This window comes from Methanolobus chelungpuianus, from assembly GCF_024500045.1.
GTDB classification, from domain to species: domain Archaea; phylum Halobacteriota; class Methanosarcinia; order Methanosarcinales; family Methanosarcinaceae; genus Methanolobus; species Methanolobus chelungpuianus.
Genome location: NZ_JTEO01000004.1, coordinates 70,925 through 96,788 on the forward strand (window position 1 = coordinate 70,925; position 25,864 = coordinate 96,788).

At 50.6% G+C, this 25,864-nt stretch carries 28 protein-coding genes and 2 tRNA genes; 18 read left to right on the forward strand and 12 right to left on the reverse strand.

The genetic code is table 11. The annotated features are described in order from the left end of the window. Nucleotides 1-6: 6 nt before the first annotated feature. From hisB to hisG, 3 genes are read right to left on the reverse strand one after another with little or no spacing between them, the layout of a single operon-like run. Nucleotides 7-582 (reverse strand): imidazoleglycerol-phosphate dehydratase HisB, encoded by a 576-nt coding sequence (gene hisB / locus PV02_RS04720; protein WP_256622240.1) that lies wholly within the window; start codon nucleotides 580-582, stop codon nucleotides 7-9. 41 nt (nucleotides 583-623) lie between these two features. Further along, complete coding sequence (gene hisA, locus PV02_RS04725) at nucleotides 624-1,367, reverse strand: 1-(5-phosphoribosyl)-5-[(5-phosphoribosylamino)methylideneamino]imidazole-4-carboxamide isomerase (protein WP_256622241.1); 744 nt, start codon at nucleotides 1,365-1,367, stop codon at nucleotides 624-626. A 9-nt stretch (nucleotides 1,368-1,376) separates the two neighbouring features. After that, nucleotides 1,377-2,231 carry an ATP phosphoribosyltransferase gene (gene hisG / locus PV02_RS04730; protein ID WP_256622242.1) on the reverse strand — a complete coding sequence of 285 codons (855 nt, stop codon included), beginning with the start codon at nucleotides 2,229-2,231 and terminating at the stop codon, nucleotides 1,377-1,379. Between the two features lie 311 nt (nucleotides 2,232-2,542). Between hisG and PV02_RS04735 the strand changes: the two genes are divergently transcribed. The 4 genes from PV02_RS04735 (at nucleotide 2,543) to PV02_RS04750 (ending at nucleotide 4,980) form a co-directional block, all read left to right on the forward strand. Then, nucleotides 2,543-3,739 (forward strand): methionine adenosyltransferase, encoded by a 1,197-nt coding sequence (locus PV02_RS04735; RefSeq protein WP_256622243.1) that lies wholly within the window; start codon nucleotides 2,543-2,545, stop codon nucleotides 3,737-3,739. Nucleotides 3,740-3,981: 242 nt separating this feature from the next. Next, nucleotides 3,982-4,091 (forward strand) — tRNA-Tyr (locus tag PV02_RS04740). Between the two features lie 73 nt (nucleotides 4,092-4,164). Further along, nucleotides 4,165-4,237 (forward strand) — tRNA-Asp (locus tag PV02_RS04745). A 281-nt stretch (nucleotides 4,238-4,518) separates the two neighbouring features. Then, a complete protein-coding gene (locus PV02_RS04750) occupies nucleotides 4,519-4,980 on the forward strand; it encodes an SRPBCC family protein (protein WP_256622244.1) in 462 nt (153 codons plus the stop codon). 240 nt (nucleotides 4,981-5,220) lie between these two features. Here PV02_RS04750 and PV02_RS04755 read toward each other — a convergent pair whose 3' ends face one another. Both PV02_RS04755 and PV02_RS04760 read right to left on the reverse strand, forming a co-directional pair. Further along, complete coding sequence (locus PV02_RS04755) at nucleotides 5,221-6,021, reverse strand: helix-turn-helix transcriptional regulator (protein ID WP_256622245.1); 801 nt, start codon at nucleotides 6,019-6,021, stop codon at nucleotides 5,221-5,223. Nucleotides 6,022-6,323: 302 nt separating this feature from the next. Continuing rightward, the gene (locus PV02_RS04760) at nucleotides 6,324-6,578 is read right to left on the reverse strand and encodes a hypothetical protein (RefSeq protein ID WP_256622246.1); all 255 of its coding nucleotides are present in this window, start codon (nucleotides 6,576-6,578) and stop codon (nucleotides 6,324-6,326) included. A gap of 173 nt (nucleotides 6,579-6,751) precedes the next feature. Between PV02_RS04760 and PV02_RS04765 the strand changes: the two genes are divergently transcribed. From PV02_RS04765 to PV02_RS04790, 6 genes are all read left to right on the forward strand, one after another. Beyond that, complete coding sequence (locus PV02_RS04765) at nucleotides 6,752-7,177, forward strand: hypothetical protein (protein WP_256622247.1); 426 nt, start codon at nucleotides 6,752-6,754, stop codon at nucleotides 7,175-7,177. Nucleotides 7,178-7,278: 101 nt separating this feature from the next. Continuing rightward, on the forward strand, nucleotides 7,279-8,454 hold the full coding sequence (locus PV02_RS04770) for a M24 family metallopeptidase (protein WP_256622248.1): 1,176 nt from the start codon (nucleotides 7,279-7,281) through the stop codon (nucleotides 8,452-8,454). Nucleotides 8,455-8,495: 41 nt separating this feature from the next. Beyond that, on the forward strand, nucleotides 8,496-9,392 hold the full coding sequence (map, locus tag PV02_RS04775) for a type II methionyl aminopeptidase (protein WP_256622249.1): 897 nt from the start codon (nucleotides 8,496-8,498) through the stop codon (nucleotides 9,390-9,392). Between the two features lie 14 nt (nucleotides 9,393-9,406). Further along, nucleotides 9,407-10,177 (forward strand): hypothetical protein, encoded by a 771-nt coding sequence (locus tag PV02_RS04780; RefSeq protein WP_256622250.1) that lies wholly within the window; start codon nucleotides 9,407-9,409, stop codon nucleotides 10,175-10,177. 36 nt (nucleotides 10,178-10,213) lie between these two features. Further along, a complete protein-coding gene (locus PV02_RS04785; RefSeq protein ID WP_256622251.1) occupies nucleotides 10,214-10,501 on the forward strand; it encodes a YunC family protein in 288 nt (95 codons plus the stop codon). A 47-nt stretch (nucleotides 10,502-10,548) separates the two neighbouring features. Further along, nucleotides 10,549-11,589 (forward strand): TRM11 family SAM-dependent methyltransferase, encoded by a 1,041-nt coding sequence (locus tag PV02_RS04790; RefSeq protein WP_256622252.1) that lies wholly within the window; start codon nucleotides 10,549-10,551, stop codon nucleotides 11,587-11,589. Here PV02_RS04790 and PV02_RS04795 read toward each other — a convergent pair. Genes PV02_RS04795 through PV02_RS04805 form a run of 3 tightly spaced genes read right to left on the reverse strand, consistent with a single transcriptional unit; the run spans nucleotide 11,567 to nucleotide 13,956 of the window. Continuing rightward, the gene (locus PV02_RS04795) at nucleotides 11,567-12,154 is read right to left on the reverse strand and encodes a M48 metallopeptidase family protein (RefSeq protein WP_256622253.1); all 588 of its coding nucleotides are present in this window, start codon (nucleotides 12,152-12,154) and stop codon (nucleotides 11,567-11,569) included. The genes PV02_RS04790 and PV02_RS04795 overlap by 23 nt on opposite strands. A 13-nt stretch (nucleotides 12,155-12,167) precedes the next feature. Further along, nucleotides 12,168-12,977, reverse strand: coding sequence for a tRNA pseudouridine(38-40) synthase TruA (truA, locus tag PV02_RS04800; protein ID WP_256622254.1), 810 nt, complete (start codon nucleotides 12,975-12,977; stop codon nucleotides 12,168-12,170). A gap of 16 nt (nucleotides 12,978-12,993) precedes the next feature. Continuing rightward, a complete protein-coding gene (locus PV02_RS04805; RefSeq protein ID WP_256622255.1) occupies nucleotides 12,994-13,956 on the reverse strand; it encodes an ArsR/SmtB family transcription factor in 963 nt (320 codons plus the stop codon). Nucleotides 13,957-14,085: 129 nt separating this feature from the next. On the opposite strand from PV02_RS04805, the gene PV02_RS04810 reads away from it, so the two are divergent. From PV02_RS04810 to PV02_RS04830, 5 genes are all read left to right on the forward strand, one after another. Further along, a complete protein-coding gene (locus PV02_RS04810) occupies nucleotides 14,086-15,153 on the forward strand; it encodes a formate--phosphoribosylaminoimidazolecarboxamide ligase (RefSeq protein WP_256622256.1) in 1,068 nt (355 codons plus the stop codon). Nucleotides 15,154-15,210: 57 nt separating this feature from the next. Further along, entirely contained in the window at nucleotides 15,211-16,617 is a 1,407-nt protein-coding gene (locus PV02_RS04815; protein ID WP_256622257.1) for an NAD(P)/FAD-dependent oxidoreductase, read from the forward strand. Nucleotides 16,618-17,115: 498 nt separating this feature from the next. Next, on the forward strand, nucleotides 17,116-17,595 hold the full coding sequence (locus PV02_RS04820) for a 3-isopropylmalate dehydratase small subunit (RefSeq protein ID WP_256622258.1): 480 nt from the start codon (nucleotides 17,116-17,118) through the stop codon (nucleotides 17,593-17,595). A gap of 31 nt (nucleotides 17,596-17,626) precedes the next feature. Further along, nucleotides 17,627-18,754, forward strand: coding sequence for an isocitrate/isopropylmalate dehydrogenase family protein (locus tag PV02_RS04825; protein ID WP_256622259.1), 1,128 nt, complete (start codon nucleotides 17,627-17,629; stop codon nucleotides 18,752-18,754). Between the two features lie 272 nt (nucleotides 18,755-19,026). Further along, nucleotides 19,027-19,335, forward strand: a complete 309-nt coding sequence (locus PV02_RS04830; RefSeq protein WP_256622260.1) for a hypothetical protein — start codon at nucleotides 19,027-19,029, stop codon at nucleotides 19,333-19,335. Between the two features lie 40 nt (nucleotides 19,336-19,375). On the opposite strand, the gene pyrH is transcribed toward PV02_RS04830, so the two are convergent. The 4 genes from pyrH to PV02_RS04850 form a co-directional block, all read right to left on the reverse strand. After that, nucleotides 19,376-20,080: a UMP kinase gene (gene pyrH, locus PV02_RS04835; RefSeq protein ID WP_256622261.1), complete on the reverse strand. Its 705-nt coding sequence runs from the start codon at nucleotides 20,078-20,080 to the stop codon at nucleotides 19,376-19,378. Nucleotides 20,081-20,095: 15 nt separating this feature from the next. Next, a complete protein-coding gene (locus PV02_RS04840) occupies nucleotides 20,096-20,827 on the reverse strand; it encodes a hypothetical protein (protein WP_256622262.1) in 732 nt (243 codons plus the stop codon). A 9-nt stretch (nucleotides 20,828-20,836) separates the two neighbouring features. Next, a complete protein-coding gene (gene asd / locus PV02_RS04845; RefSeq protein ID WP_256622263.1) occupies nucleotides 20,837-21,868 on the reverse strand; it encodes an aspartate-semialdehyde dehydrogenase in 1,032 nt (343 codons plus the stop codon). Nucleotides 21,869-21,933: 65 nt separating this feature from the next. After that, a complete protein-coding gene (locus tag PV02_RS04850; RefSeq protein WP_256622264.1) occupies nucleotides 21,934-22,110 on the reverse strand; it encodes a DUF362 domain-containing protein in 177 nt (58 codons plus the stop codon). A 305-nt stretch (nucleotides 22,111-22,415) separates the two neighbouring features. Between PV02_RS04850 and PV02_RS04855 the strand changes: the two genes are divergently transcribed. The 3 genes from PV02_RS04855 (at nucleotide 22,416) to PV02_RS04865 (ending at nucleotide 25,846) form a co-directional block, all read left to right on the forward strand. After that, nucleotides 22,416-23,087 (forward strand): type IV pilin domain-containing protein, encoded by a 672-nt coding sequence (locus tag PV02_RS04855; protein ID WP_256622265.1) that lies wholly within the window; start codon nucleotides 22,416-22,418, stop codon nucleotides 23,085-23,087. A gap of 49 nt (nucleotides 23,088-23,136) precedes the next feature. Next, nucleotides 23,137-25,317 (forward strand): ATP-dependent DNA helicase, encoded by a 2,181-nt coding sequence (locus tag PV02_RS04860; RefSeq protein ID WP_256622266.1) that lies wholly within the window; start codon nucleotides 23,137-23,139, stop codon nucleotides 25,315-25,317. A gap of 91 nt (nucleotides 25,318-25,408) precedes the next feature. Continuing rightward, nucleotides 25,409-25,846: a GerW family sporulation protein gene (locus PV02_RS04865; RefSeq protein WP_256622267.1), complete on the forward strand. Its 438-nt coding sequence runs from the start codon at nucleotides 25,409-25,411 to the stop codon at nucleotides 25,844-25,846. The last annotated feature ends 18 nt before the right edge of the window (nucleotides 25,847-25,864 follow it).

The following is a 25,864-nucleotide window of genomic DNA, read 5'->3' on the forward strand; positions in this document are numbered from 1 at the left end:
GCCTGGCTATAACGTTCCCTTGGTGCTCTTAATGCCCTGTCCTTCAATGACCGCTGCTCTTTTCAGGGCGTATGCGAAAGCCTTGAAGAGTGCCTCTATCTTGTGATGGTCATTGTCTCCGTAGACGCTTGCGTGCATGTTTATCTTTGCGTGCTGGACGATGGATTCGAAGAAATGCCTGACCATCTGGGTGCTGAACTCCCCTACTTTTGGTGATACGAATGCCGCTTCAAGCACGAGGTAGCTGCGGCCTCCTATATCCAGGGCCACGCTTGCCATCGCCTCGTCCATGGGAATGCGGGCCTCGCCGAACCTGGCAATGCCTGCCTTGTTCTCAAGTGCTGTTGCTATGGCCTGTCCGAGGACAATGCCTGTATCCTCAATGAGGTGGTGGTCGTCCACGATAAGATCGCCCTTTGCGTCAACAGCAAGGTCGAAACCGCTGTGTTTTGAGAATGCTGTGAGCATGTGATCAAAGAACCCTATGCCCGTACTGATGGTGGATGAACCTGTCCCGTCAAGCTTCAGCTCAATGCGGATATCGGTCTCAGCTGTCCTGCGTGAAATTTTAGCTTCTCTCATGGGTGCACCTGTGGTATTTGCCTGGAAACGTCCTTATATCTTTAATTTATATCTTCATTAATAATATTTATCGCTTCTGCGAGCGTGAACTTGCCGGTGTACAGCGCACTTCCCACAACAACTGCCGAGGCGCCTGTTCTTTTGATGGCGATGAGGTCTGAGAGTCCCGTAACCCCTCCGGATGCGATCACGGGAATGTTTACTGATCTTACCAGCTCTTCGGTAGGTTTCGTATTGACTCCTTTCATAAGGCCTTCCGTGTCTATATTGGTGAAAAGCAGGCTTCCGGCCCCAAGCTCCTCAAACCTGGACCCCATCTCGACGGCAGTGTGTTCGGACTGCTTTTTCCAGCCTTCTATGGATATTTTCCCGTTCCTGGAATCAAGGGCGACGTTGACACGCTCGCTGCCGAAGGAGCCTGCCAGCTGCTTCACTAGGTCGGGATTCTTAATGGCAGCCGTACTGAGTATCACCCTGTCGACACCAAGTTCCAGCAGGCCTGCAGCATCCTCGAATGAACGGATGCCTCCGCCCACCTGGATGACCACGCCCATGGGCTTGCACTCCTTCACGATTCTCTCAATAATAGGAGCGTTATGGCGCTTGCCTTCTATGGCGCCGTCAAGGTCTATCAGGTGAAGGGTCCTTGCGCCCTGGGACACCCAGTCCTTTGCAACTGCCACCGGGTCGTCAAGGCTTACCAGCTCGCTGCCGGGCACGCCCTGCACCAGCTGTACACACTTGCCGTTCCTCATATCCACTGCAGGGATTATCTCAAAACTCACGTTAATACCTCAGGGCATCATCCTTTCGATGGGCACGACCAGGATGTCCCTGGCTCCTGCTGCCTTAAGTTCGCCGACTGTTGCAAATATCGTGTCTGATCCGACCACTGCATGGACTGCAAGCATGGACTCGTCGGATTCCACCTTCATGACTGTAGGTCCGGCAAGCCCCGGGAGCACTTTCTTCACCTGTTCAAGGTATTCCGCAGGCACGTTCATCATCAGGTAGCGCTTGCCCTTGGCACGCAGCACGCTCTCGACTGCAGTCTTTATCTGTTCGATCTTGCCATCCTTCTGCATGCTTTTCCTGTTGGCTATCAGGTAGACCGATGAAGAGAACACCTTCTCGATCATCTTCAGATGGTTCGTGACAAGGGTGGTGCCCGAGCTTGAGATATCCACAATGGCATCTGCAATGCCAACGTGAGGGGTCATCTCGCATGCCCCGCTTACCCTTATGATCTCTATCTTCACTCCTGCGTTGTCAAAGTACTTGCGGGTGATATTCGGGAAAACCGTCGCCACACGCATGCCTTCAAGTTGTTCTGCAGAGGATATGGGTGAGTCCTCAGGGACAGCGAGCACGAGGTTGGCGGCTCCGAACTTAAGGTCCAGCAGAACCTCTACCTTGGCATCGGTCTCGTTTATCAGGTCAAGCCCGGTGATACCCACATCTGCCGCACCGTCCTGGACATACTCGGGTATATCCGCAGCCCTTGCAAAAAGATATGTTATCTCAGGGTCCGTGGTTTTTGCAAAAAGCTTCCTTGTGCTGCCTTCAAGCACAGGCAGTCCCGCTTCCCTGAGCAGGCTGACCGTGGGGTCGTGCAGGCGTCCTTTATTAGGTATGGCAATACGTATCATGTATGATCCTTCTGGTAAAAGTGAACGGCCGGACGTATGGCTTCGATAGGTATCGATGAGCGATATTGCTGCCAGGATATCCGGCACTTATATGGATTGTTCTCTGAAAGTCCTTTATATGATATAGATTTCACGCTGACGGATGTATTATCCTATATTGCATATACGCATAATTAATTACTGAGAGTAATACGGATGGAGAGTTAATATTAAATAATACGTGGGTAGTTGATACAGAAAGAATACTTAATTATCTGTCCGATTATCTATTCTTTCGCAGTGTGTTACTTAATTCACATGAGGATCAAAAAATGATGCGTAATATCAATGTCGAACACCTGATACAGACGCCTATTGAAAAGCAAAAGATCGAAATTGTGGAAAGGAAGGGTATTGGTCACCCTGACAGCATTTCTGATGGTCTTTCAGAGGCAGTGAGCCGTGCGCTATGTAAAGAGTACATTAAGAAGTGCGGCGTGGTCCTGCACCACAATACCGATGAGACGCAGATCGTGGCAGGCAGGTCAAGCCCGAAGTTCGGCGGCGGAGAGGTCATCCAGCCCATATACGCCCTGCTTGTGGGAAGGGCCACGAAGGAGTTCGAAGGTGTGGAGATCCCTGCTGAGGCAGTGGCTCTCTCAGCTGCAAGGGAATACATCCGCAGGAATATAGTCGACCTTGATCTTGAAAGGGACATGATAATCGACTGCAAGATGGGTACCGGCTCATCCGACCTCAGGGATGTCTTTAACAGGGCAAGGGTGCCCGTTGCAAACGACACATCCTTTGGTATCGGCCATGCTCCCTTCTCTGAGCTTGAACAGATCGTCTACGAGACCGAAAGGAAGCTCATCACGGACCTCAAGAAGAAGATACCGGGCATAGGGACCGACATCAAGGTAATGGGCCTCAGGGATGATAACGACATCACTCTTACCATATGCTGCGGAATGGTAGGTCGGCACATCGACGATATGGACCATTACATCAACCTGAAGGAGGAGATGATGGACTACGTAACGGACCTCGCCATGAAGCGTACCGACAGGAATGTGTCTGCCTTCCTTAACACAGGCGACAATGAGAAATGCGGCTCGGTGTTCCTGACCGTAACAGGCACATCCGCGGAGATGGGTGACGATGGCTCGGTAGGACGCGGGAACCGCTGCAACGGCCTTATCACACCGGGCAGGCCCATGAGCATGGAGGCCACCAGCGGCAAGAACCCGATCAACCATATCGGCAAGATATATAACCCGCTGTCCACCCAGATGGCAAGGGATATAGTAAAGGCAGTGCCTGAGGTCCAGGACGTTTACATACGCCTGCTGTCCCAGATAGGCAAGCCAATAGACCAGCCCCTTGTGGCAAGTGCCCAGATCATTCCGGAAGACGGAGCGAACTTTGCATCCGTCAGGGCAGAGACCGAGGCTGTCATGGATGAGTGGCTGTCCAATATCACCAGGATCACCGATATGGTGAGCAAGGGTGAACTGGATACCTTCTAACCCTGTCAGGTTAATTACCCGTATATCAGAAGGCACTTCAGCAGAGGTGCCCTACGATACTTCTTTTTTGATTGCGTATCTTAATGCTGAAGCCCTTATTGCTTTTTGGCTTTCCTGTATCTGTGCAGGTTCCGTGCCTTCCCGGAATCCCATGGCCTTTGCGGCGAAAGAGATAAGTATTATTATGCGTATTGGAGTGTTACATCGCACGGCACTGCCGTGACGTTGCATGGTTTGCAGGACCCGCCTTAACTCAGTGGTAGAGTGCGCGGCTGTAGTATGGTTCATGTGATTCGCTCACACATACCGCGCAGGCACCGCGATGCCCCCGGTTCGAGTCTGGGAGGCGGGACTTCCAAAACCAGACAAAGGTTTATATGCTAAGAATCCCATGTAAGGGTGCTCAAAAGCGATAACCTCCGCGTGTCCGAATAGTGTAGAGGCCTATCATGAAGCCCTGTCGAGGCTTCGACCCGGGTTCGAATCCCGGTTCGGGCGCTAAACCTCAAATCCCGGCTTGTCCGGGATTGATTTTCTTCTTTTTTAGCAAGAGCTAAACTTTTAATTTGAACTAACTTTGTAATCCGGATTGTGGCATCTCTGCAGGCATTATGGTACGGTGCGCTATATCTTCTCATTACAGGACCAAAATTCGATAGATATTTATCTCATACTCCCTGACTAAAAATGTAGTACTTCTCTAAATAAGATAACATGAAGAGAAGTGGAATCGAAGGTCAACGGAAATTTGAAATTCAACCATGGGAGGAGAGGGTAGAATGCGCAAACTGCATTATTCGATTGTTATCAATGCACCAAAGGAAAAAGTATGGAACACTATGCTTAATCAGGATTCCTACAGGCTATGGACGGAGGTATTCGGACCCGGTTCACAATACGCAGGTGACTGGAGCAAAGGAAGCAAGATGCTTTTCCTTGCACCCGATGAAACAGGTGCTGGGTCCGGCATGGTGAGTCGGATAAAAGAGAACCGGCCATACGAGTACATATCCATAGAGCATATCGGCATTGTTCAGGGTGGAAAAGAATACACTTCAGGTGAAGCAGTGAAGGAATGGGCCGGCGCGCTTGAGAATTACACCTTTAGGGAAATGGACGGCAGAACCGAAGTAATGGTAGATGTGGATACGGCAGAGGAGGAGTACGAGGAGATGTTCCAAACTACCTGGCCCAAAGCACTGCAAAAGCTCAAGGAGCTTGCGGAGAAAGAGGCAAGCTGAAATTTCAATGCCGTTAAAACATTGTTTATTAACAAAAGATAGTATTATTCGTAAGATTAAGAACGGTTTATCTTATATAATGAAAAAACCTACTTACTATTGCGGGTTGTGGGGAAAATGAACCGCAAGGGAGTGGAGTAGCAGAGAGATGTTGGGGGACATCCCGGATTCGTAAGGAGGGAGGCGCCTTAAAGCGTGGTGGTTTGTCCGGCGCCTCACCCTGCCTTTTAGAACAGGATCTTACTGTTCGACTGGTATCCTTATATCGTTTATCGGTACTGCTTCCTTCAACAGGTATTCAAACAGCTCTTTGGCCCATTCATGCGCGCCGGGGTCAAAGCACTCGACCTGGGTACTATCGGGGCTTCCATCATTCTTGAGCAAGCGCAGCAGAACACTGTGATCGTTATATGTGAAACCCAAAAAGTCCATTCCAGGACAGACATACATGTGAAAGAGCTTGTTCTCCATTAATCGTGTAAGCTCTTCCCGGCCGCTGCCTATCATCTTCTCGAGTACGCTGCTGGTCGCTATATAATGAACAGCTGTTCCGTTTTTGACCATCCTGGAAAGGACCGAAGACATGTCCGTATGGTAATACGCACAAGCTGTGTGGTAGGACCCGGACCTGTAACCCGCTTCAATGATCTTTTGATTAAGCTCAAATGACTCTGTAAGGGGGGGTTTTACGATGCTGTGTTCGCCAAGTTCCGTTATTCTTTTCAGGAGATGTGGCGGGAGGAAGTCCAGCTTGTGAGTTCCCCAATAGTCGTCCTCTCCATTAAAGAATGAGACGCTGTCCATGAGAGGAATCATTTCATTAACTATCAGTTTTCCGATAGTCGTCAGTTCACAGGCATCCTTCTGGTGAATGATGAGATGATGTTTCTCCAGTATCCTCATCTGTGGAAGTAAGACCTGTCTTGTCGTATTAACGTGACAGAGTATTTCCTCCATTTCCCTGGGACCGTCTTTCAACAACAATAACACACTTCTTCTCTTCTCAGAAGCAAATATGACATCAAGTAACGGTTTGTTCATGTGTGGTACATCCTATTCAGCAGTATCTATTAACTATTATCACTTATGAACTATATTTAATCGGTATTACTAACTAAGATGCTGATACTGGGAGGATGGAAATACTGCTATTTATATCAATTCCTTTGTAATGGTCCGGATATTCTTACTAAGTCAGCTTCTAAGTATGCTTGCTACATTATGTTCCAGGCAGCAAGAGAGGCTCATGGGCAGCATTGCGGAGAAAAGCGGATTCTCTTTAAAAATGTACCTGATCCGCACAGAATATGGCGGCAGGGTCTGAGGCCCCGCCAATTCCCGTTCTAATCGGGATATACACGTTCCATTATCTCATCCAGGATGGAGTGGTCGGCCCCAAGGACGAACATGGCCTGGTAGAGGCCGACGACCCTATCCTTGTAACTTTCCATATCCTCTATCTCCCCATTATCATGCTTCTGGCGGACCATGTATACGTTGTCAATAAAGCTCTTGCATATCTCTCTTGTTTTCTCGTCCGGATTCTCGAACATCCCGATACATGTCCTTATATCCCTGTCAGACTCTTCTTTATCCATGCTGCACCCCCGGCGGGAACCATACCCGTTGTTCCCATAAATGATATGAGTTCATTTTACAAGAGGGTTACAGTCAGACACACTACTGCCTGCTTTCTGTAAAGAATCCGCCTGACACTGCACAAACTACATTAATACTGAAGACTACATTATTGAAAAACAGGAGGCACTTTTTGGGCGACATATTGAAAGTTCTTGCTATATCCTTTTTGATCCTGGCAGCGATAACGGCTGCAGGCAACTACTACTACGGGGCCGGAGGCTGCATGCAGGTCATCAGTGTGAGTGAAAGCAGCATGGGCAATGACAGGTTCATAGCTGTCACAAATGCTTACGATGACCGGCTGGAGTTCAGCTATGTTCTGCGTGAAGCTGCAATGGATGGTGATTATTATATTACCTACACCATCACAGTCGACGGCAACACCCTGGAGTCCTCCGGCAGGCAGTTACGTGAAAATGTAACGGTTGAGGAGCCCGTGATGATCACTATCCTTCGGCAGAGTTCTTCCTTGTACGAAATAGAAATGCTCATAGAGGACATGCAGGGAAATGCCGTACACAGAAGCACCATAAGGATAGGTCCGCAGGCTCAGTGAAAAGCAGAATTATGGTTCTTATCTTTCCGGGTTTGAGGCGGGATATTCCTTCCGGACAACCTTAACAACAATTTTGTACTAGCAGATACAAGATAATCAGCATGAAGACCGGAAAGAACGTACTTGATATCACTGAGACTCTCAGGGCCCACAGGTCCGATGCCTTCCTGATCGTAGGGAACTCGAATAACCCGGACATCTTTTATTCCACTCATTTCTTTGCCTCCGACGCATACGCCTATGTGCAGACAAAGGATGCTGCAGAGGTCATTCTCGTATCCGATATGGAGCGCACACGGGCGGAGAAGGAGTCCCGGGTTCCCAGAGTGCGCACCCTTCAGGATTACGGCTACCGCGACAAGATAAAAGCAAGGGGAGACCCCGCACTTGCATATTGCGACTGCCTGGCCCAGATGTTCCAGGAACTGGGGGTTCGCAGGATAGCCGTGCCCCGCGATTTCCCATATCATATAGCCCAGGTCCTCAAGGAGGAAGGTTTTGCATTCGAGGCTGTCAAAAGCCCGTTCCAGCAGCTGCGCGCCAGGAAAAATGCAGAAGAGATCGAGAAGGTCAGGAAGGCCCAGGATGCATGCAACCTTGCCATGAAAGCAGCAGTGGAGATGATCCACAAGTCTGAGATTGTCAACGGGCATCTCAACTACCACGGATATGACCTGACCGCCGAAAAAGTGCGTGCAGCCATAGACCTCACGCTCATCGAGCATGGCTGCGAGGCCGAGGGCACGATCGTTGCCTGCGGGAAAGGCTCGGCCAATCCCCACTGGGAAGGTTCAGGCCTGATTATGGCGGATGAGCCCGTAGTCATTGACATTTTCCCCCGCAACAAGCGCGACAGGTATTTTGCGGACATGTCCCGCACAGTGCTCAAAGGCAAATCCCCTGAAAGGCTTGAGGATATGTACAAGGCTGTCCTTGAGGCACAGGAGGAGGCCATAGCAATGGTCAGGCCGGGTGTCCTCTGCAGCGACATACACAACAGGGTATGTGAGATATTCGGGGAGAAAGGGTATGCAACATACAAGAGCGGATCCAGTGTAGGTTTCATCCACTCTACCGGTCACGGTGTGGGTCTTGAGATACACGAGGCTCCCTCCGTGGGAGAGCGCGAGGTGGCACTTGAGGAAGGTAATATCATCACCATTGAGCCCGGCCTGTACTATCCGGACATCGGCGGCATCCGCCTGGAGGACCTTATCCTCGTTACAGCTGACGGGCACGAGAACCTGACAGAGATGGAAAAGCGCTTCGCGGTATGATCCGCAAAAAGTTTATTTTATTTAAGGACAGGAGATAGCATATGAAAGAAGGACCCAGGATGACGGATGAGATAGTTGAGAAATACTTCAGCGCAGGCAGGATACTCTCGCAGGTAAGGAGTGAGGCAAAGGACAGGATAAAGGTCGGCGCCAGCATGCTGGAAGTGGCCGAGTTCGTGGAGAACCGCGCGGTCGAGCTGGGAGCCGATGGCTCGGCTTTCCCCTGCAATCTCTCCCGCAATGACGAGGCTGCGCATGCAACTCCCCTGCCGGGAGATGAGACCCTCTTCGGGGAGGATGTCGTAAAGCTCGACCTTGGTGTCCATGTTGATGGCTACATCGCAGACTCAGCCATAACCGTGGACCTGACCGGCAGGTACGGCGACCTTGTAAAAGCATCCGAGGCAGGCTTGGATGCTGCCATCGATACTGTAAAGAACGGCGTCACCACCGCAGAGATCGGCGCTGCCATAGAGGATGCCATCACATCATACGGCTTCAAACCCATAGGCAATCTCACAGGTCATGGCGTGGCCCGATATATTCCCCATGCTCCTCCCAGCGTTCCAAACCGCAGGATCGGGGGCGGTTCCGTACTGCACACCGGCGATGTCATTGCTATCGAGCCTTTTGCAACAGACGGCGCAGGCAAGGTGTTTGACGGCAGTCTCACGGAGATCTTCCAGGTGATACGCAGCAAGCCTGTAAGGTTGCCTGCTGTCAGGCAATTGCTCAAGGACCTGGAACCATACAGGACACTGCCCTTTGCAAGAAGGTGGCTGAAGGGTGATAAGATCGAGTATTCCCTGCTCCAGCTTGAGAAGGCAGGTATCATCCACTCCTTCCCGGTGCTCAAGGAAGCAGCGGGCGGAATGGTCTCCCAGACCGAGCACACGCTCATAGTGACAGAGGACGGGTGCCATATAACGACAAAGTGAGCGGTACCGATAACATGAGGCTGAATAACGTACTTCGCTCCCTCTGCCTTGTATTTATCTTTTACACCATGCTCGTTGCTCCAGCGGCTGCTTCCTATTCCTGGGAGAACAACATCACTGTGGGTATGGAAGGCATGACCTGGGAATATACGGAGGAGTATTCGGGACTCCAGTGCATCCTCTTCAGATCTGCCATCGATTCGGAACTGGGTAACGGCGACGGCTTTGTTGCCGCCTGGGAGGTCCTTAAGATGGATACTGTCAGCAGAAAGAACCTTCACGGTTCCGTAAGCCGGAAAATGGATGTGAGGATCAACGATTCCTCTTCCCGTATCCTGCTGTCAGGAGTGGAATGCGTCCTGTCTAAGAAACTCCTTGGCCCTGTATCGAAGCAGGAGCAGGTTCTCAATACCTACAGGGTCCGGTACAATTTCAGAGCACCTCTTTATGATCAGGGCGACAGGATATGGTTCCAGGGAGAACCAGGCACGTCTGTTCTTATAACCATGCCTGAAGGTATTGATATCCTGGAAGTGGAAGGCATCGGTAATGCAACTATCCGGAAGCAGGGCTCTGTTCAAAAAGTGAAGGGCGATTTTGACTTCACCGGCGAAGCAGTGCTTGTGTTCAGGGAGAACCGCACAGCAGCGCAAACAGGGGCAACTGTGGTGGTTACTGAGCTCAGGCCTGCCCAGGCCCGCAGATATCCTTCCACCCTGGACGGCGTCTTTCCAGGCACCACAGACAGGCTCCTTGAGATACTGGACAGGAGTTCAAAACTTTAATTTATATCCTTCTCAATCTGTAATATGTGATCCCTTATGCTCATCGAGAAGATAGAACTTAATAACGGAACGGCAATCGGTCTCAGTTATCAGATGCAAAAGGCTCCCATTATTGTGATCAATGCCGATAAGGGCTTTGTCATGTGCGGCTACCTTGACCTGGAAGCTGCAACAGCTCTTGATGATGTGGCTGTCAAGGTAAAGGGAGTCAGGACCTTTGAGGATGTACTTGAGGCGCCTGTGGTTGGTGCAACCCCATCAGCCATCAGCCTTGGAGTGAAGGTTGGGATGACAGGCAGGGAAGCCCTTGAACTAATGTTCTGAGTCCCATTGAAACACTTTAATAGTACTTCCTGCTTCTATTGCGGTACATGCTGTATGCTTTTGAATTGTCAGGGGAGCATGAAGGACTTCCCCGAAAGGAGATCCTATCCTGTCTCAGGCTGACAGGGTTCGTGTTCAGGGAACATGCCTGCCTGGACCAGTGCCTTGTAGTTGATATCGAGGGAGACGCCCTTGATACCGACAGAAGGCTTGTGTCAGTGGCAGAGCGGCTTGCCATGTCACATCATATAATCAGGGTCGCAGGCATATGTGATGTAAAGGCTGAAGATATCATATCACTGGCTGAGGAGAGCGATCTCTCCGGCCATATCGCACCCGGCAGCACTTATGTTGTGCGTGCCAAAAGGATCAAGCACTATGGGGAAGGTGTCAAAAGGGAGGATATCGAGGGAAAGCTCGGAGGCGCCATATTCCGCAAAGGCCACCAGGCAGATCTCAGGTCCCCTGATGTAAGTTTCCGCCTGGTCATAACGGACAGGGCTGTGTTCGGGTCCGTGGTAGCATCGATCGACAGGAGCAGCTACGAGCACAGGGCTCCCCATAAGAAACCCTTCTTCTATCCGGGTGTCCTGATGCCCAGGGTCGCCAGGGCCCTTGTGAATATCAGTGAGGTAAAGCCGGGAGAAGTGCTCCTTGACCCTTTCAGCGGTACGGCAGGCATACTTGTAGAGGCAGGCATGCTTTCCGTCCATGTGATAGGGCTTGAGGTCAGGCGGATGATATCCCATGGCGCGAGGATGAACCTGGAGCTTTTCGGTGCAGACCACTCGCTCATAACCGGGGATGCCTGCAGGGTCCCGCTGAAGGACTGCAGTATGGATGCAATTGCAACAGACCCTCCTTACGGGCGCTCGGCGGCAATAAAGGCAGAATCCCTTCATCACCTGTATTCTGGCTCGTTCTCGGAAATGTACAGAGTACTGAAAAAGGGCAGGCTTGCAGTGGTGGTATCGGAGATAGCGGTACTTGAGTACGCCACAGAAGCCGGTTTTTCGGTTGTGGATGTGTTCACCCAGCGGGTGCACCGGAGCCTCACAAGGACCTTTACCGTGCTGCGCAAGGACTGATGCTGTTAACATGCTGCTGTATCAGGAGCCAGTAAGCTGAAAGTTTCCGGTCACAGTCCTTATGCTCACTGAAGCGCGTCCTGATAAGGCTCTGGAAGGCAGGGCCGTGATTGAGTTCTATGAGATGCACCATCTCATGAAATACGATATACTCCATCAGCTTCTCAGGAAGGAACCTGATATGTGTGTTGAAACAGAGATTCCCTTTTGAACTGCAGCTTCCCCACTTCGTTCTCATCTTCCTGAAACGCACAGCCTTCGGGGCAACTCCCAGTTCCTCTGATATGGCGTCTGTCATCCGGTTCACAAGGGACCTGAACTCTTCTTCCTGCCTGTCGGTGACAAGCTCTGCTCCCTCTGCCAGGGCAAGCATATCCCGGGCCCGGCAGTGCCGGTTGTAGATCCATCTTCTGTGGCGGTGGATGATACTCTCAGGTCCGGCATAGTTCTTCGGGAGTATGAGTCTCAGCCTGCCTTCCCTGAACTCAAGCCTCGGGTTCTTGACGCTGCGCCGGATGACATCATAGCAGATGACGGCATCCTTTATAGTGACCTGGTGTTCCATGCAGTGCGACCCTTTATTCCCTGGGTACCAGATGGTCCATCACTTCTGCCATGACACGGTGACGTATCATGTATTCGTGGAAATTCTCATTGGCCTTGCGGATGGAATATGCATCTTCCTGCCAGTCTATCGGCTCGGGATATATTATCTCCATAAGGGTGAGTCCGTAGGCCGGTGCAGGTTCGAGCCCTTCCTCATAGACCTCGGGCTCAAGCATCTGCTGCAGCCAGGCCTCGTCCCTGGCACCGCTTCCCACAAGGGTAAGGGCTGTCACTATCTTGCGCACCATGTTCCAGAGGAAACTGTTGGCCTGGATATCGATCTTGGTCAGTGTCCCGCTGACCCTCACATCGACCTTCTCTATGGTGCGGACAGTGCTTTTCTCGCCTTCCTTCACGCAGAAGTTAGCAAAATCATGGGTACCAAGCAGGATCTTTGAGGCCGACCTTATTCTGGATATATCATATTGCTCTCCGCTCATGATATACCGGTACTTTCTTGCGATAGCTGCTCTCCGGGGATCAAAGTCATCGGCTATCGGGGAATGTGCCCAGGCCCATATGGCGCTCGGCAGTTTGGAGTTGATGACCCTGGGAATGGCAAGGTTGACCTTATCGGTATCAAAAGCAATGACCAGTTCCCTTGCATGTACTCCGGCATCCGTCCTTCCCGCACTTGTGAAGTTGGCGGATTTTGGGTCCTTTATTATTTCCAGCTCTGTGAGCGCCCTGAAGATCTCCCCTTCAATGGTTGCTACATTCGGCTGTATCTGTGACCCGTGGAATCCCGTGCCAACGTATGCTATCTTAAGTGCGACTCTCATGGCAATTCACAGAGGGTCATATATTCTTTTTTCTATAATACAGTTCTCTCACCAGCAGCAGGGTGATGATGAACAGGCACCCGAACAGGAACCATACGCTCACATGGGACAGCAGGTCGTAGGGTATTAGCCCCGATACCTGGTCGGAGGCTGCGGACAGGTTGTCTGATGCTATCCGGGAACTGTCCATGGCAGGTGCGCCTGTCATGTTGGTACTATCAAAAGTGTCCTGCGGCATCGAGGATACAAGTCCGGGATCTGCATCTTCCGGTACATATCCGTCAAGACCGGAACTGTCTGCAGCATAGTCCGGGCCCGGTGCTGTGTCTCCTGCGCTTGTTTTAAAGGCGCCGGCCTCATTGAGTGCATCCTCATCGATCCCCAGTCCCTTAACGCTCTCTTCGGTACCGGGAACACTCCCATTAGCCATAAGAGGTTCAGATCCGGGCATCTCCTGCGAAGCGCTCTCATAGACGTCCGCCATGGGGACATATTCCGCATTACGGTAAGCTGCATCTGCAGCTGTGTATGTTGTGGGGGCAGCTCCGATGCCAAATCCCCTGCTCCTGGCAAGAGCCTCCAGGCCCGTAGCCCCGAAAACAGCCCCTGCAACCAGTGCAAGATATTTCTTGAGCATGCTGAGCACTGAGGATTTGTCTTTCATGGAGCCAGGTGCCACTACAATGAACTTCTGGACAGGCTCGTATATCTTGATCTCCCTGCCCTTCTTGCTCCATTTCGTCTGCTTGACCTTGATAAGATCGACCTCGACCAGCGCATCTATATTATACTTGACCGTGGTCAGCGGCATTCCCATCTTCTCGGCCACATCCGTTGCCGACATGGGCTTATCTGTGAGGATCTCCAGGACCTTCATGGCCTTGTCATTGGAAAGGATCTGGGTGATCTTCTTTGAATCCTCACTCAGGGGCAAGATCAGAACTTTTTCCGAACTTGACGTTGTTTCGTTTTCTTGCATGAGGGTTACTATAGATCTAGGTAATTATATCGTTTCCTTAAGCTTCGAACCGGTTCGAAGTCTTCCCGGGGTAACTCGTAAAGTTAAAGAATGAGCAGGACAATATGGGGTAAATTTCGGGGCTATATTATGATTACTAAAGAACGTATAATGGAAATCATCGGGAACTACGACCTTGACAAGCTCAGTATTGCAACGGTCTGTTCCCACTCAAGCCTTCAGATCTTTGATGGGGCAAGGAAAGAAGGTTTCAGGACCATAGGGATATGTGTGAAGAAGCCTCCAAGATTTTACGATGCATTCCCTAAGTCAAAGCCTGATGAGTTCATTATAGTCGACAGCTACAAGGACATTCCTGGTATCGTCGACCAGCTTGTTGCAAGGAACGCTATTGTGATACCCCACGGTTCGTTTGTGGAGTATCTGGGACATGAGAGGTTCGTGGACCTGGCAGTCCCTTCCTTCGGTAACAGGGCTGTGCTTGAATGGGAGTCAGACAGGGAGAAAGAGAGGGTCTGGCTTGAGGGTGCGGGTATACACATGCCCAAAAAGGTGAACCCGAGGGAGATTAACGGACCTGTCATGGTCAAGTACCACGGTGCAAAGGGCGGCAAGGGCTTTTTCATAGCCAAGAACTATGAGGAGTTCCAGGAACATGTCAAGCCGGATGAGAAATACACCATCCAGGAATTCATAACGGGTACAAGGTACTACTTCCATTACTTCTATTCCCCTCTGCGCCAGGAAGGCTACCGCCTGAGCGAAGGCATACTTGAGATGCTGAGCATGGACCGCAGGGTCGAGTCCAATGCAGATGAGATCTTCAGGCTCGGCTCCCCGCGGGAACTGGAAGAGGCAGGCATACACCCGACATATGTTGTCACGGGCAATGTTCCCCTGGTAGCCAGGGAGTCCCTGCTGCCTCTCATATTCGAGCTGGGGGAGAAGGTCGTCGAGGAATCCCTCAGCCTCTTTGGCGGCATGATCGGTCCGTTCTGTCTTGAGACCGTGGTCACTGACAACCTTGAGATCAAGGTTTTCGAAATATCCGCGAGGATAGTTGCAGGTACCAACCTCTACCTGAACGGTTCTCCATACTCCGATCTTATAGAACCCGGCCTGTCCACCGGAAAAAGGATCGCCCAGGAGATAAAGTACGCAAGGTCCGTGGGCCAACTGGACAAGATTTTATCATAAGGACACCAACATACCCATGGATACCCTGTTTCGCGGCATCCGTGGGTGTGATATGTTTTGAGATTCTCTGATCCTGATTATGATGTTGTGATCGTGGGTGCCGGACCCGCAGGTCTCTTTGCGGCACATGAGCTTATGCTATCCGGCCTTTCTGTACTGGTCATTGAAGCGGGCAGGGATATAAGCGCGAGGATCTGCCCCATGAACGATGTTGTCAACTGCAGGCACTGCCATCCCTGCTCCATACTGCGCGGGGTTGGCGGTTCGGGTGCCTACTCTGACGGGACACTCAATCTGCATCCTGATATAGGGGGCACCCTTTCAGAATTCACAGGCGACCAGGGTTCTGCCTGGCGCCTGGTGGATGATGTGGATCGGATATTCCTGAAATACGGCGCCCCGGAGAACATATCGTCTCCTCCTTCCGTGGAAATAGAGTCCCTCAAAAGGAGGGCTGCCTCTTCAGGTGCAAGGTTCATTGATATCAGGCAGCGTCACATAGGATCTGATAATTCCATAGCCCTGATATCCGAGCTTAAGAATGAGCTTGAATCCAGCGGAATAAGTTTCCTGCTTAACACCGAGGTAAGTGATATTGTCATAGACAACGGTGCCTGCCAGGGTGTGATCCTTAAGGACGGCAGACGCCTGCATTCCCGATATACACTGCTTGCACCGGGCAGGGTGGGATGTGACTGGGTCAACGAGCTCGTGAACAGGTATTCGATAGCTTATTCCTTCAGCGGGGTTGACATAGGGGTGCGTGTTGAGGTACCATCTATTATTATGGACCCTGTGACCAGGATAAACCACGATCCCAAGTTCCACATACGCACAAAGCGCTATGATGATTCCGTCAGAACATTCTGTACCAATGAGCATGGTTTTGTGGTAAAGGAGGAATATGAAGGGTTTGTTGCCACGAACGGTCATTCGATGCATACCAAAGGCTCGGATAACACCAACTTCGCCTTCCTTGTACATGTGGAACTGACCCATCCCATGGAGAATACCATAAAATATGCACGGTCCGTGGCCAAACTTGCAACTACGATAGGTGGCGGGAAGCCTGTCCTCCAGAGAATGGGCGACCTGCGCAGGGGACGGCGCTCCACGGAGCAGCGCATAGGACGGAACGCGGTTGTGAACACCCTGAAAGATGTCACTCCGGGAGACATCTCCATGGCGATGCCTCACAGGATAGTCATGGACATTATAGAAGGCCTGGAAGTCCTGAACGAGATAATTCCCGGAGTGGATTCGGATTCGACCCTCCTGTACGCTCCGGAGGTCAAGTTCTATTCGATAAAACTGCAGGTGGACCGCCACATGCAGACCAGTATAGCAAACCTGTTCGCAGCTGGTGACGGCGCAGGCCTCTCCAGGGACCTGGTGAACTCGGCGGCTACAGGAGTGCTTGCAGCAAGAGGGATAAAGTCTCTGAATGCCGGAAAGCAAGCCTGATAAAAGGATGTAGTGATGCAGCTGTAGGCGGGAAAGAACGTAAGAGGAATCCTGCATTGGTTGGTTGGGTTGTGGGTGTGATATGTCCGTTAAAGAAGGACTGATGTATTGAGAGGGGAACTATTGGATGCAGGCTTTCCTCCGGGCGGTAAATAACCATTTCCATATATAAGCCTTGCTACTTGATCGCCCTTGGTTCGTGGCTCTTGCTATCTTTTCCTTTTTCTGTGAGTTACATGTGAATTACATTCTGTGCTATGTAAAATGTATATATTGCAGCAGCTCTTTCTTGGCAGGAAACGAAAAATCATTATGGCAGCACACTTGCTTCCGGTATTCTCATTAACCAGTGGCTCAGGCAGGGCCGCCAGCCGGGAATGTCGTCGTCTGCATGTCCTCAAAAGTTCCTTTTCACCATTACTATTTAGTATTATTGTATGTATTATATGCACTCAACGTTGACTATCATATACTCATAGATTGCAACCCGGTGTTAAAATGAAAGGAAGAGTCTGGAAATTCGGAGATGATGTTGATACGGATGCTGTTATTCCCGGCAGGTATCTTATCCTCAATACGCCAAAAGAGCTTGCAGCCCATGCCTTCGAAGGTGTGAGGCCGGAATTTGCGAAGCAGGTAAAAGAAGGCGATATCATTGTCGCAGGGAACAACTTCGGCTGCGGCTCCTCAAGGGAACATGCGCCTATCGCCCTGAAGGGCACCAGGATCTCATGCGTGATAGCAAAATCCTTTGCACGTATCTTCTTCAGGAACTCCATCAATATTGGAGTGGCACTCCTGGAGTGCCCTGACACTGACAGGATATCAGACGGTGATGAGCTGGATGTGGATTTTGCAACAGGTGTTATCACAAACCTCACAAGGAACGAGAAATACCAGGCGACCCCACTTCCTGACTTCGTGAGAGGCATCATGGACGCTGGCGGCCTGATAGAGTATACCAGGAAGATCATCTGAAATCCCATAATAACGATAGCAGGAGAATAACATGACACAGTACAAGATACCGGTGATACCCGGTGACGGTATAGGACCGGAGATCATCGCCGAGGGCTGCAAGGTAATCGATGCGGCAGGCGAGAAGTTTGGCTTCGATGTTGAATGGGTCGAGTATCCTCACGGTGCCGACCACTACCTTAAGACCGGTGAGCTTATCTCTGAGGATACGCTTGCGGAACTGAACAGGAACCCTGTAATCTACCTTGGCTCCATAGGAGACCCCAGGGTGGCACCCGGTGTGCTCGAGAAGGGTATACTACTTGCCGCCAGGTTCTACTTTGATGAGTACGTCAACCTGCGTCCCATCAAGCTGCTCGAGGGTGTCTGGACACCGATCAAGGACAAGACTCCCAAGGACATTGACTTCGTGGTTGTCAGGGAGAACACCGAGGACTTCTACATCGGTATTGGCGGAAAGGCCGGCAGGGGCACCAGCAAGGATCTGCTTGAAGTGTCTAGGAACCTGTACTCTGCAAAGTTCGGCCTCGATATCGAGACTGACAGCGAGGAGATAGCCTATCAGATAGGCATGATCTCCAAGGAAGGCACCCAGAGAGTCATCAGCTATGCATTCGACCTGGCCGAGAAGAGGAAAAAGCATGTATCCTCCGTTGACAAGGCAAACGTGCTCTCCGACATCTATGGCTTCTGGAGAAAGGAGTTCGAGGCAATTGCAGCAAAGCACCCCGGAGTGACCACTGATTTCAATTATGTGGATGCTATGACCATGTGGTTCGTTAAGAACCCGGAGTGGTTCGATGTCGTAGTAACCCCCAACATGTTCGGTGATATCATCACTGACCTTGGCGCAATGGTCCAGGGCGGTCTCGGCCTAGCCCCGGGAGGTAACATCAACCCCAAGGGTACCAGCATGTTCGAGCCAATCCACGGTTCAGCACCCAAGTACAAGGGGCAGAACAAGGTCAACCCCATAGCAACCATCTGGGCGGGTGCCATGATGATGGAACAGCTCGGCGAGAAGGAAGCTGCCGATACGATTGTCTCTGCAATTGAGACCAACATTCTCCAGGCCAAGGTAAGGACCTACGATATGGGCGGCTCCTCCACAACCTCCGATGTCGGTGACGACATTGCAAGGATAGTGCAGGGTAAGTAACTTAATAAGCTGACCATCTGTTTCTGCATCCTCAAGGCATGCAGACCCTTTTTTCTTTTCTCTATGCTTCCTTTTTCATCCCGGCAGCTGATCGGGGTTTAGCCTCATCATTATGATAAGCATTATCTACAATTCTATAGATATCTTTTTATATTTAAAGCCAGACACTATCATGTAACTGATATTGATGCATCAGTTATCGGATACCGGTATATGGAATGCCCCGGTCAGATCCGTTCATTCATGCTAATTGGATTGTGAGGTGTATGTTAATGGTAAGATCAATCGAAGACCTTGAAAAGGACCTGGATACTATGAATGAGATGTTCCGGAAGTATGTGAAGCTCTCCGAGCATTATCAGAAGCAGGTCGACAGTGCGAACATTCCTGAAGAACAGCGCAGGATGCTGCTGGAGAGGTTGGCACAGGAAAACGAAAAGGTCCAGAAGGCAAAAATGCAGATAGAAACCTTTGAGAGGACCATCCAGACACTGAAGGACTCCCGGGAAAAGCTGAAAGAAGTGGTCCACAAGACCGAAAAGCCGCCCTGCGAAACGGAATATCTTGTGGCCTATAACTGATATTATTTGATCACTTATTGGAAGGCTGTCCGGAAGGTCTTCAGCCTCTGATGCGGGTCCCCAGGTGGACTCCCTTCAGAGGTTCTGTCCTTATGCTCTCCTGAATGATCGCTTGCAACACGTTCCGGGCGTTTGTTCCGTCCATGACTATTGTCTCTATGTTGCAGCGCTCGATTATCTTTGCTGCGAGCGGGTCAACAGGTGACTTGGAGCCGGCCTTCATCTCAATGCTCATGACAATGCTCACAAGTTCCTTTGGGGACATTATCTCATACTTCTTTGCATTGGGATACTGCTTCGGGTCGGCTGTGTAGACGCCGTCCACTGCGGTAGCGATGACAAAAAGGTCCGCACGCAGGTATTCTGCAAGTATGGCTGCCACTGCGTCTGTGGTCTGTCCGGGTATGACCCCTCCCATGACAACTATCTTTCCTGAGGACAGTGCCTCCTGGGCTTCCACATAGTCGTGGGGAGGCTGCGGATATGCATCCTTGCCGAGAGCGGATATCAGTAGTTTCGCATTCAGCCGGGTTATGTCTATCCCTATATAATCGCACTCGACCTCGTTACATCCGGCACAGCGTGCCACGTTTATGTAGTCCCGTGCAGCAGTGCCGCCGCCTGTTACAACGGCAACTGTGTTTTCCTTTGCAAGCTCCTTCAGTACGGCAGCATAGGCCAGAAAGCTTTCCGGCTTCAGGTCCCTTGCCAGGATGGACCCGCCAACAGATAATACGATCAACATGATAATCTCCAGTCCTTAACGCTGTCTTTGGCTTAAAAGTATCGCCACCCCTCCAAGGGCAGCAAGGGACATCACGACCGAAAATCCCGGGACAAGGGCGGTAAGGGACAAAGGCGAGCGGTTCTTTGCCATGTTCTCGCTATGAAGGATGCCGCTATTGTAGAGTCCATACACTTTTACCTCCTCTCCGCCTTTGAGATCAGTGGCCCCGTAATAGAATACTTTAGTCTGTTCGCCAGTGTCTTCCTCTGTGACCATGGCCTTATAGCTTCCAGCCGAGAGCTCAATGCTGCTCAGGTTTCCGGTGATTGTCACGTATCTGCCGTTGTATAAGGCCTGATTCCCATTAATGTCGCTTATGCTGGCCTGGCCGGCATTCTGTACAGGGTAATGCAGTACGTAGCTGGGGTGCATGATGTCATCACCCAGGGAATTGTGCCTGAACTCACCGGTCAGCATCACCTGCTCTCCCAGCTCGAAACCCTCAAAAAGCTGGATTCTTGTAACATCGACCTTAAGCGCTGACCTATCGTCTGCAATGCTTGCAGAGTGTTTGTTTAATTCAGAAAGATTGCCCACCACGCTTATCTTACGGTATGCGAGGGTACTGTCATATACTGAAGGCTGCTCGATGAGCTTCGAGACAGGCACTATCTCCAGCTCGAACATCGAAGCACCTGCAAAAGTGGCAGTGCATGTGACCAACAGCAAGGATGCCATTAATTTCGCTGCACTGCCGTTTTTCAATTTACCACCTTAGAGTTTGCCCATCTTGTGCAGCAGCTCGGCATTGAGCACGCTGGCACCTGCAGCTCCACGGATGGTGTTATGTCCCATGGCCATGTAGCGGATACCTTCCCTTATCCTGCCGACTGTGATGCTCATACCCTTGCCCATGCTCCTGTCAAGGCGGGGCTGCGGCCTGTCCGGCTCGTCCCTGACGATGAGCACCTGCTCGGGCTCAGTGGGGAGGTCTCCAAGATCTGGCTTGAAATTGAGGAATGCCTGCCTGACCTGCTCAGGCGTAGGATTATCTGTCATCTTTGCCCATATGGCTTCCGTGTGCCCGTCCATCACAGGTACCCTGTTGCAGGATGCACTGATCTTTATATCCGCAGGGACCACTTCGGAACCGTCGAACTCACCCAGCAGCTTCAGGGGTTCGCTCTCCATCTTCTCTTCCTCGCTTCCGATGTATGGGATAATGTTATCCATTATTGCCATGGAGGCAACTCCGTCATAACCTGCGCCTGATACTGCCTGCATGGTGGCGACCTGGACAGACTCGAGGCCAAAGGCCATCAGCGGTTTGAGTGTCGGCACCATGATGATCGTTGAACAGTTGGGGTTTGTCACTATATAGCCGTCCCAGCCGCGCTTGTCCTGCTGTACGTCTATCAGCCCGAGATGGTCAGCGTTAACTTCCGGGACGACCAGGGGGACATCTTTCTCCATCCTGAACGCAGATGCATTGCTTGCCACCACGAAGCCTTCCTTTGCAAACTCGGCTTCAACTGTTTTGGCAAAGCTTGATGGAAGCGCTGAGAATACAACGTCAGCGTCAACCTTCTTCGGATCGACCGGCACGATCTCCATGCCTGTGACACTGTCCGGCATTTTGCTCTCGAGCCTCCAGTTGGCTGCCTTGCCGTATTTCTTGCCTGCACTCTTCTCTGATGCTGCAAGACATGTGATCTCGAACCAGGGGTGGTTCTCCAATGCCTGTATGAATCTCTGTCCTACCGCGCCGGTAGCACCCAGAATACCTGCTCTGATTGTCTCTGGCATAACCTTTCCTCGGGGAATGATGATAAAAAGTGTAAAAATAAGAATTTACGGAATAAACAGTTCGCTTATTCCATTTTAATTGCATTTGTCGGGCACACGTCGACACATGCACCGCAATCCAGACATTCGTCTGCATCCACGACTGCAATATTGTCGCCATTAAGGACAATTGCCTCTGCAGGGCACTCATCGATACATGTTCCGCAACCTACGCATTCATCGACAATGATTATTGCTACCATTTTACTTTTCTCCTTAATTCGTTCGCTTATATTGTATATTAGTCTATACTATATTAGTAGAAACCTACACTCTATCATAACAGAAATGAAATAAAAAGTTATCGTTATCTATCTAAAAACAGCATGCGTTCGGAGACTTGAGGGCGCATTTCCTTCGGTCCTGTAGTTCCTCTTTCCTAAACTAGCGCTCTGGAAACCGGACAGATAAATTAGTAATTCTCCCTAGTTTATTTATGAAAACATGACTGAAAATTATAATAGGCGAATTAAGCAAAATTTATATAGTTGCCTTCTAACAAGTCACTATGAAAAGATTATTGCCTGCAATGCCAAGTTCTAAGCACCTGCGTAAAAACAATATTGCTATTTCTCCCGTTATCGGAGTCATATTATTAATACTCCTGACCATTTTGCTTGCAGGCATCACCGTTTCTGCTGTCTACGGGAAGGACTATTCCACTTCACTGGAGCCTGCTCCCATGGCAGTGATAGAGATTGAAAGCGTGGTGGGCGGCGTGCCATATATAGGGTATCCTTATGGCATTAGATATGAGAAAAATTTCATAGTTCTGCAGCATAAAAGTGGAGATCCTCTGGATGTTGACTCTACATATCTCATAATAACCGGTGAAGGTGCTTCCACTATAGGAACGAGGCCACGCTATGCCATTCCCAAAGGTGAGATAGTCGTTATCTATGGAAATCTGGATTATGGGGGAAAAGAAAGACCGTACAAAACAAGAAATCCAGATATTTCCGATGGGATGTGGTCTGCGGGAGAAAGACTGGTTTTTAACGGTTATGACAGTATTGATGGGACCGCTAGATCTTCCGTACATGTAACCATTAATGGAATAAGCAACACTTACAACAATTACGGCCTCAAGGAAAACAGCGTCATCACAATAAAAATATTTGACCGGAAGAGCAACAAGATCATCGCCGAAGCGAAGTACAAGGTCACCCCTGCAAAATGAGCTTGCAATCAAAACCGTTTAAGTAATGTGAGTTCATAGGGGTAGTGAAATGAGCGAGAAACGCGGCTATATGAAATACTTCCCCAAGGGCGCCTGTTACCCTAATCAGCAGGATGCGATGGACAGGATGCATTCCGCACTTATGAACAGAGAGATCATCCTGTTCGAGGGAGCCTGCGGTACGGGCAAGACACTCAGTGCGCTCGCCCCTTCCTTGCATGTGGGAAAACAGCTTCAGAAAACAGTCATAATTGCAACCAACGTACACCAGCAAATGGTGCAGTTCATCAGCGAGGCCCGCGAGATAAAGCAGTCCAATGACGTCAAGGTGGCTGTGGTCAAGGGTAAGACCACCATGTGTCCCAATGGCGTGGACTACGAGGAATGCGCGGTAAAGCGGGACAACACCTTCGAGCTGCTTGAGACCGAACGCGAGCTGGCATTGAAGAAACAGGAGATGAAGTCCGCAACGGAGAATTACAAGCGCTCCAAGGACCATTCCCTGATAGCCCTCCGCGATGCCCTTGCAAAGGAAATGGATGTTGGAGAGGGAAAGATGAAGGAGCTGAGGGACAGGTCATGCAACCACCTTTACGAGGTGCTGCGCTCTGACAGTGAATCCTTCAGGCAGTGGCTCTTTGCGGACGTGCGTACTCCTGAAGAGGTGAATGACTACGCTTTCCATAGGGGCATGTGCGGCTATGAGCTGCTCAAACGGGAGCTGAAGCATGCAGACTTTGTTATATGCAATTATCATCATGTGCTCAATGCCGACATCTTCTCAACGGTCCTGAACTGGCTGGAAAAGGAGCCCCAGGATGTCATAGTTATCTTCGACGAGGCCCATAATATAGAATCCGCCGCAAGGTCCCATTCATCTATTACCATCACGGAGCATACGATTGACAAGGCCATCTCCGAGATAGAGGCGAACCTTGACCAGATGCCGGATGGCGGTGCCCATAATCTTTTCAAGATACTTCTCAACGTCACAAGGGAGACTTACACATCCCGTTTCAAGTTCGGGGAGCGTGAGCGCGTCGGCAGGAACTGGTATGATATACGCATAAGCGACCCCTATGAGCGCAACGACATGATCAGCGGTAAGTTCCTCAAGCTTGCAAAGGAAGCGGGATTCGGGGACGAGCCTGATATCCAGAGGACTCTCGCCGAAGCAAGCGCTTTCGGGGCCATGCTCGATGACAATTACCGTGACCAGTACAAGAAGGGGCTGAGCAAGGTGCTGAAACGCTCTCACATCCGCTATGCTGCTGACTTCCTTTCCTCGTATCTCGTACTGGCAAACAATCTAAACTACTATCCCGTACTCAACGTCAAGCGTGACATGAACGATGAGATATACGGCAGGGTGGAACTTTTCACATGCATACCCAAGAATGTGACAGAACCCCTGTTTGACTCAGTGTTCTCTGCTATCCTCATGTCTGCCACGCTGCGCCCCTTCGATATGGTGAAGTCCACTCTCGGCATCCGCAGGGAGACCTGCGAGATGGCTTACGGCACATCATTTCCCCCTGACAGGCGCCTCACCATTGCAGTATCGGTGCCGCCTCTCTTTGCAAAGAGCAGGGATGATCCCCACGCACTTCAGGCCGTCGAGGAAACCATATTCGATGCTGTAGAGAACACTCCGGGTAATGTCATTATCTTCTTCCAGAGCTATTTTGAAGCCAAGCGCTACCATGGCAAACTGAGCGAGCAGTTCGATATCCCGGTCTACCTTGATGAGGTTGGCATCTCCTCCCAGGAAGTAAGGGAAGAGTTCTTCAGGATCGGTGAGCAGGGGGGCAAGGCCATATTGCTCTCCTACCTCTGGGGCACGCTCAGCGAGGGCATCGATTACCGCGATGGCAGGGGCAGGACGGTCATAGTCGTGGGTGTGGGATATCCGGCCCTGAATGACCGGATGAATGCGGTGGAATCGGCATACGACCATATGTTCGGTTACGGCGCCGGATGGGATTATGCCGTACAGATACCCACCATCCGTAAGATCCGGCAGGCCATGGGAAGGGTTGTGCGCTCTCCAAGTGACTATGGTGTGAGGATATTGCTGGACGGACGCTTCATGACAGAGGCGCCGGCGAAGTTTGGAAAGTTCTCGGTATTTGAGGTGTTTCCGCCCGAGGAGAGGGATGAGTTCATCGATGTGGATCCTGCAAAGGTGAAATACTCGCTGCTCAACTTCTTCCAGGATAACAGGACATAAGCTCCTTACAATATTCCAGATACACTTTTTTAGTAGGAATATCCTATAGTTATTAAGGAGGAAATATTTCTTCATTCAAAGGGGTTGTAGTATGGCGCTTGAAGACGTAATTAAAGGAGTATCCTGCGAACTTGAACGGCTTGTGAACACAAAGACCATAATTGGCGAGCCTATTGTATTTGGAGCCAATACCATTATACCTGTGAGCAAGGTCTCGTTCGGGTTCGGGACTGGAGGAGGAGAGGGCAGGAAGAAAGGAGAGGAAGAAGGATTTGGCGGTGGCGGAGGGGCCGGTGCCAAGATAGAGCCTGTCGCATTCATTCATATATCTCCCGATGGTGTAAAACTGTTACCTGTCTCAGGAAAGGCCGATATAGGCCAGATAATTGATTCCGTTCCCGACCTTATCGACAGGATGAAGTCCATGAAGGACAAGGTCAAAAAGGGGAAAGGCAACGAGGGTCAGGGTTTACAGGAAGAGGAATGCGAGATCATAATTGAGCCTGTCGTGGAAACAAGAAGGGGCTAACGCCTGCCCCTCTGTTCC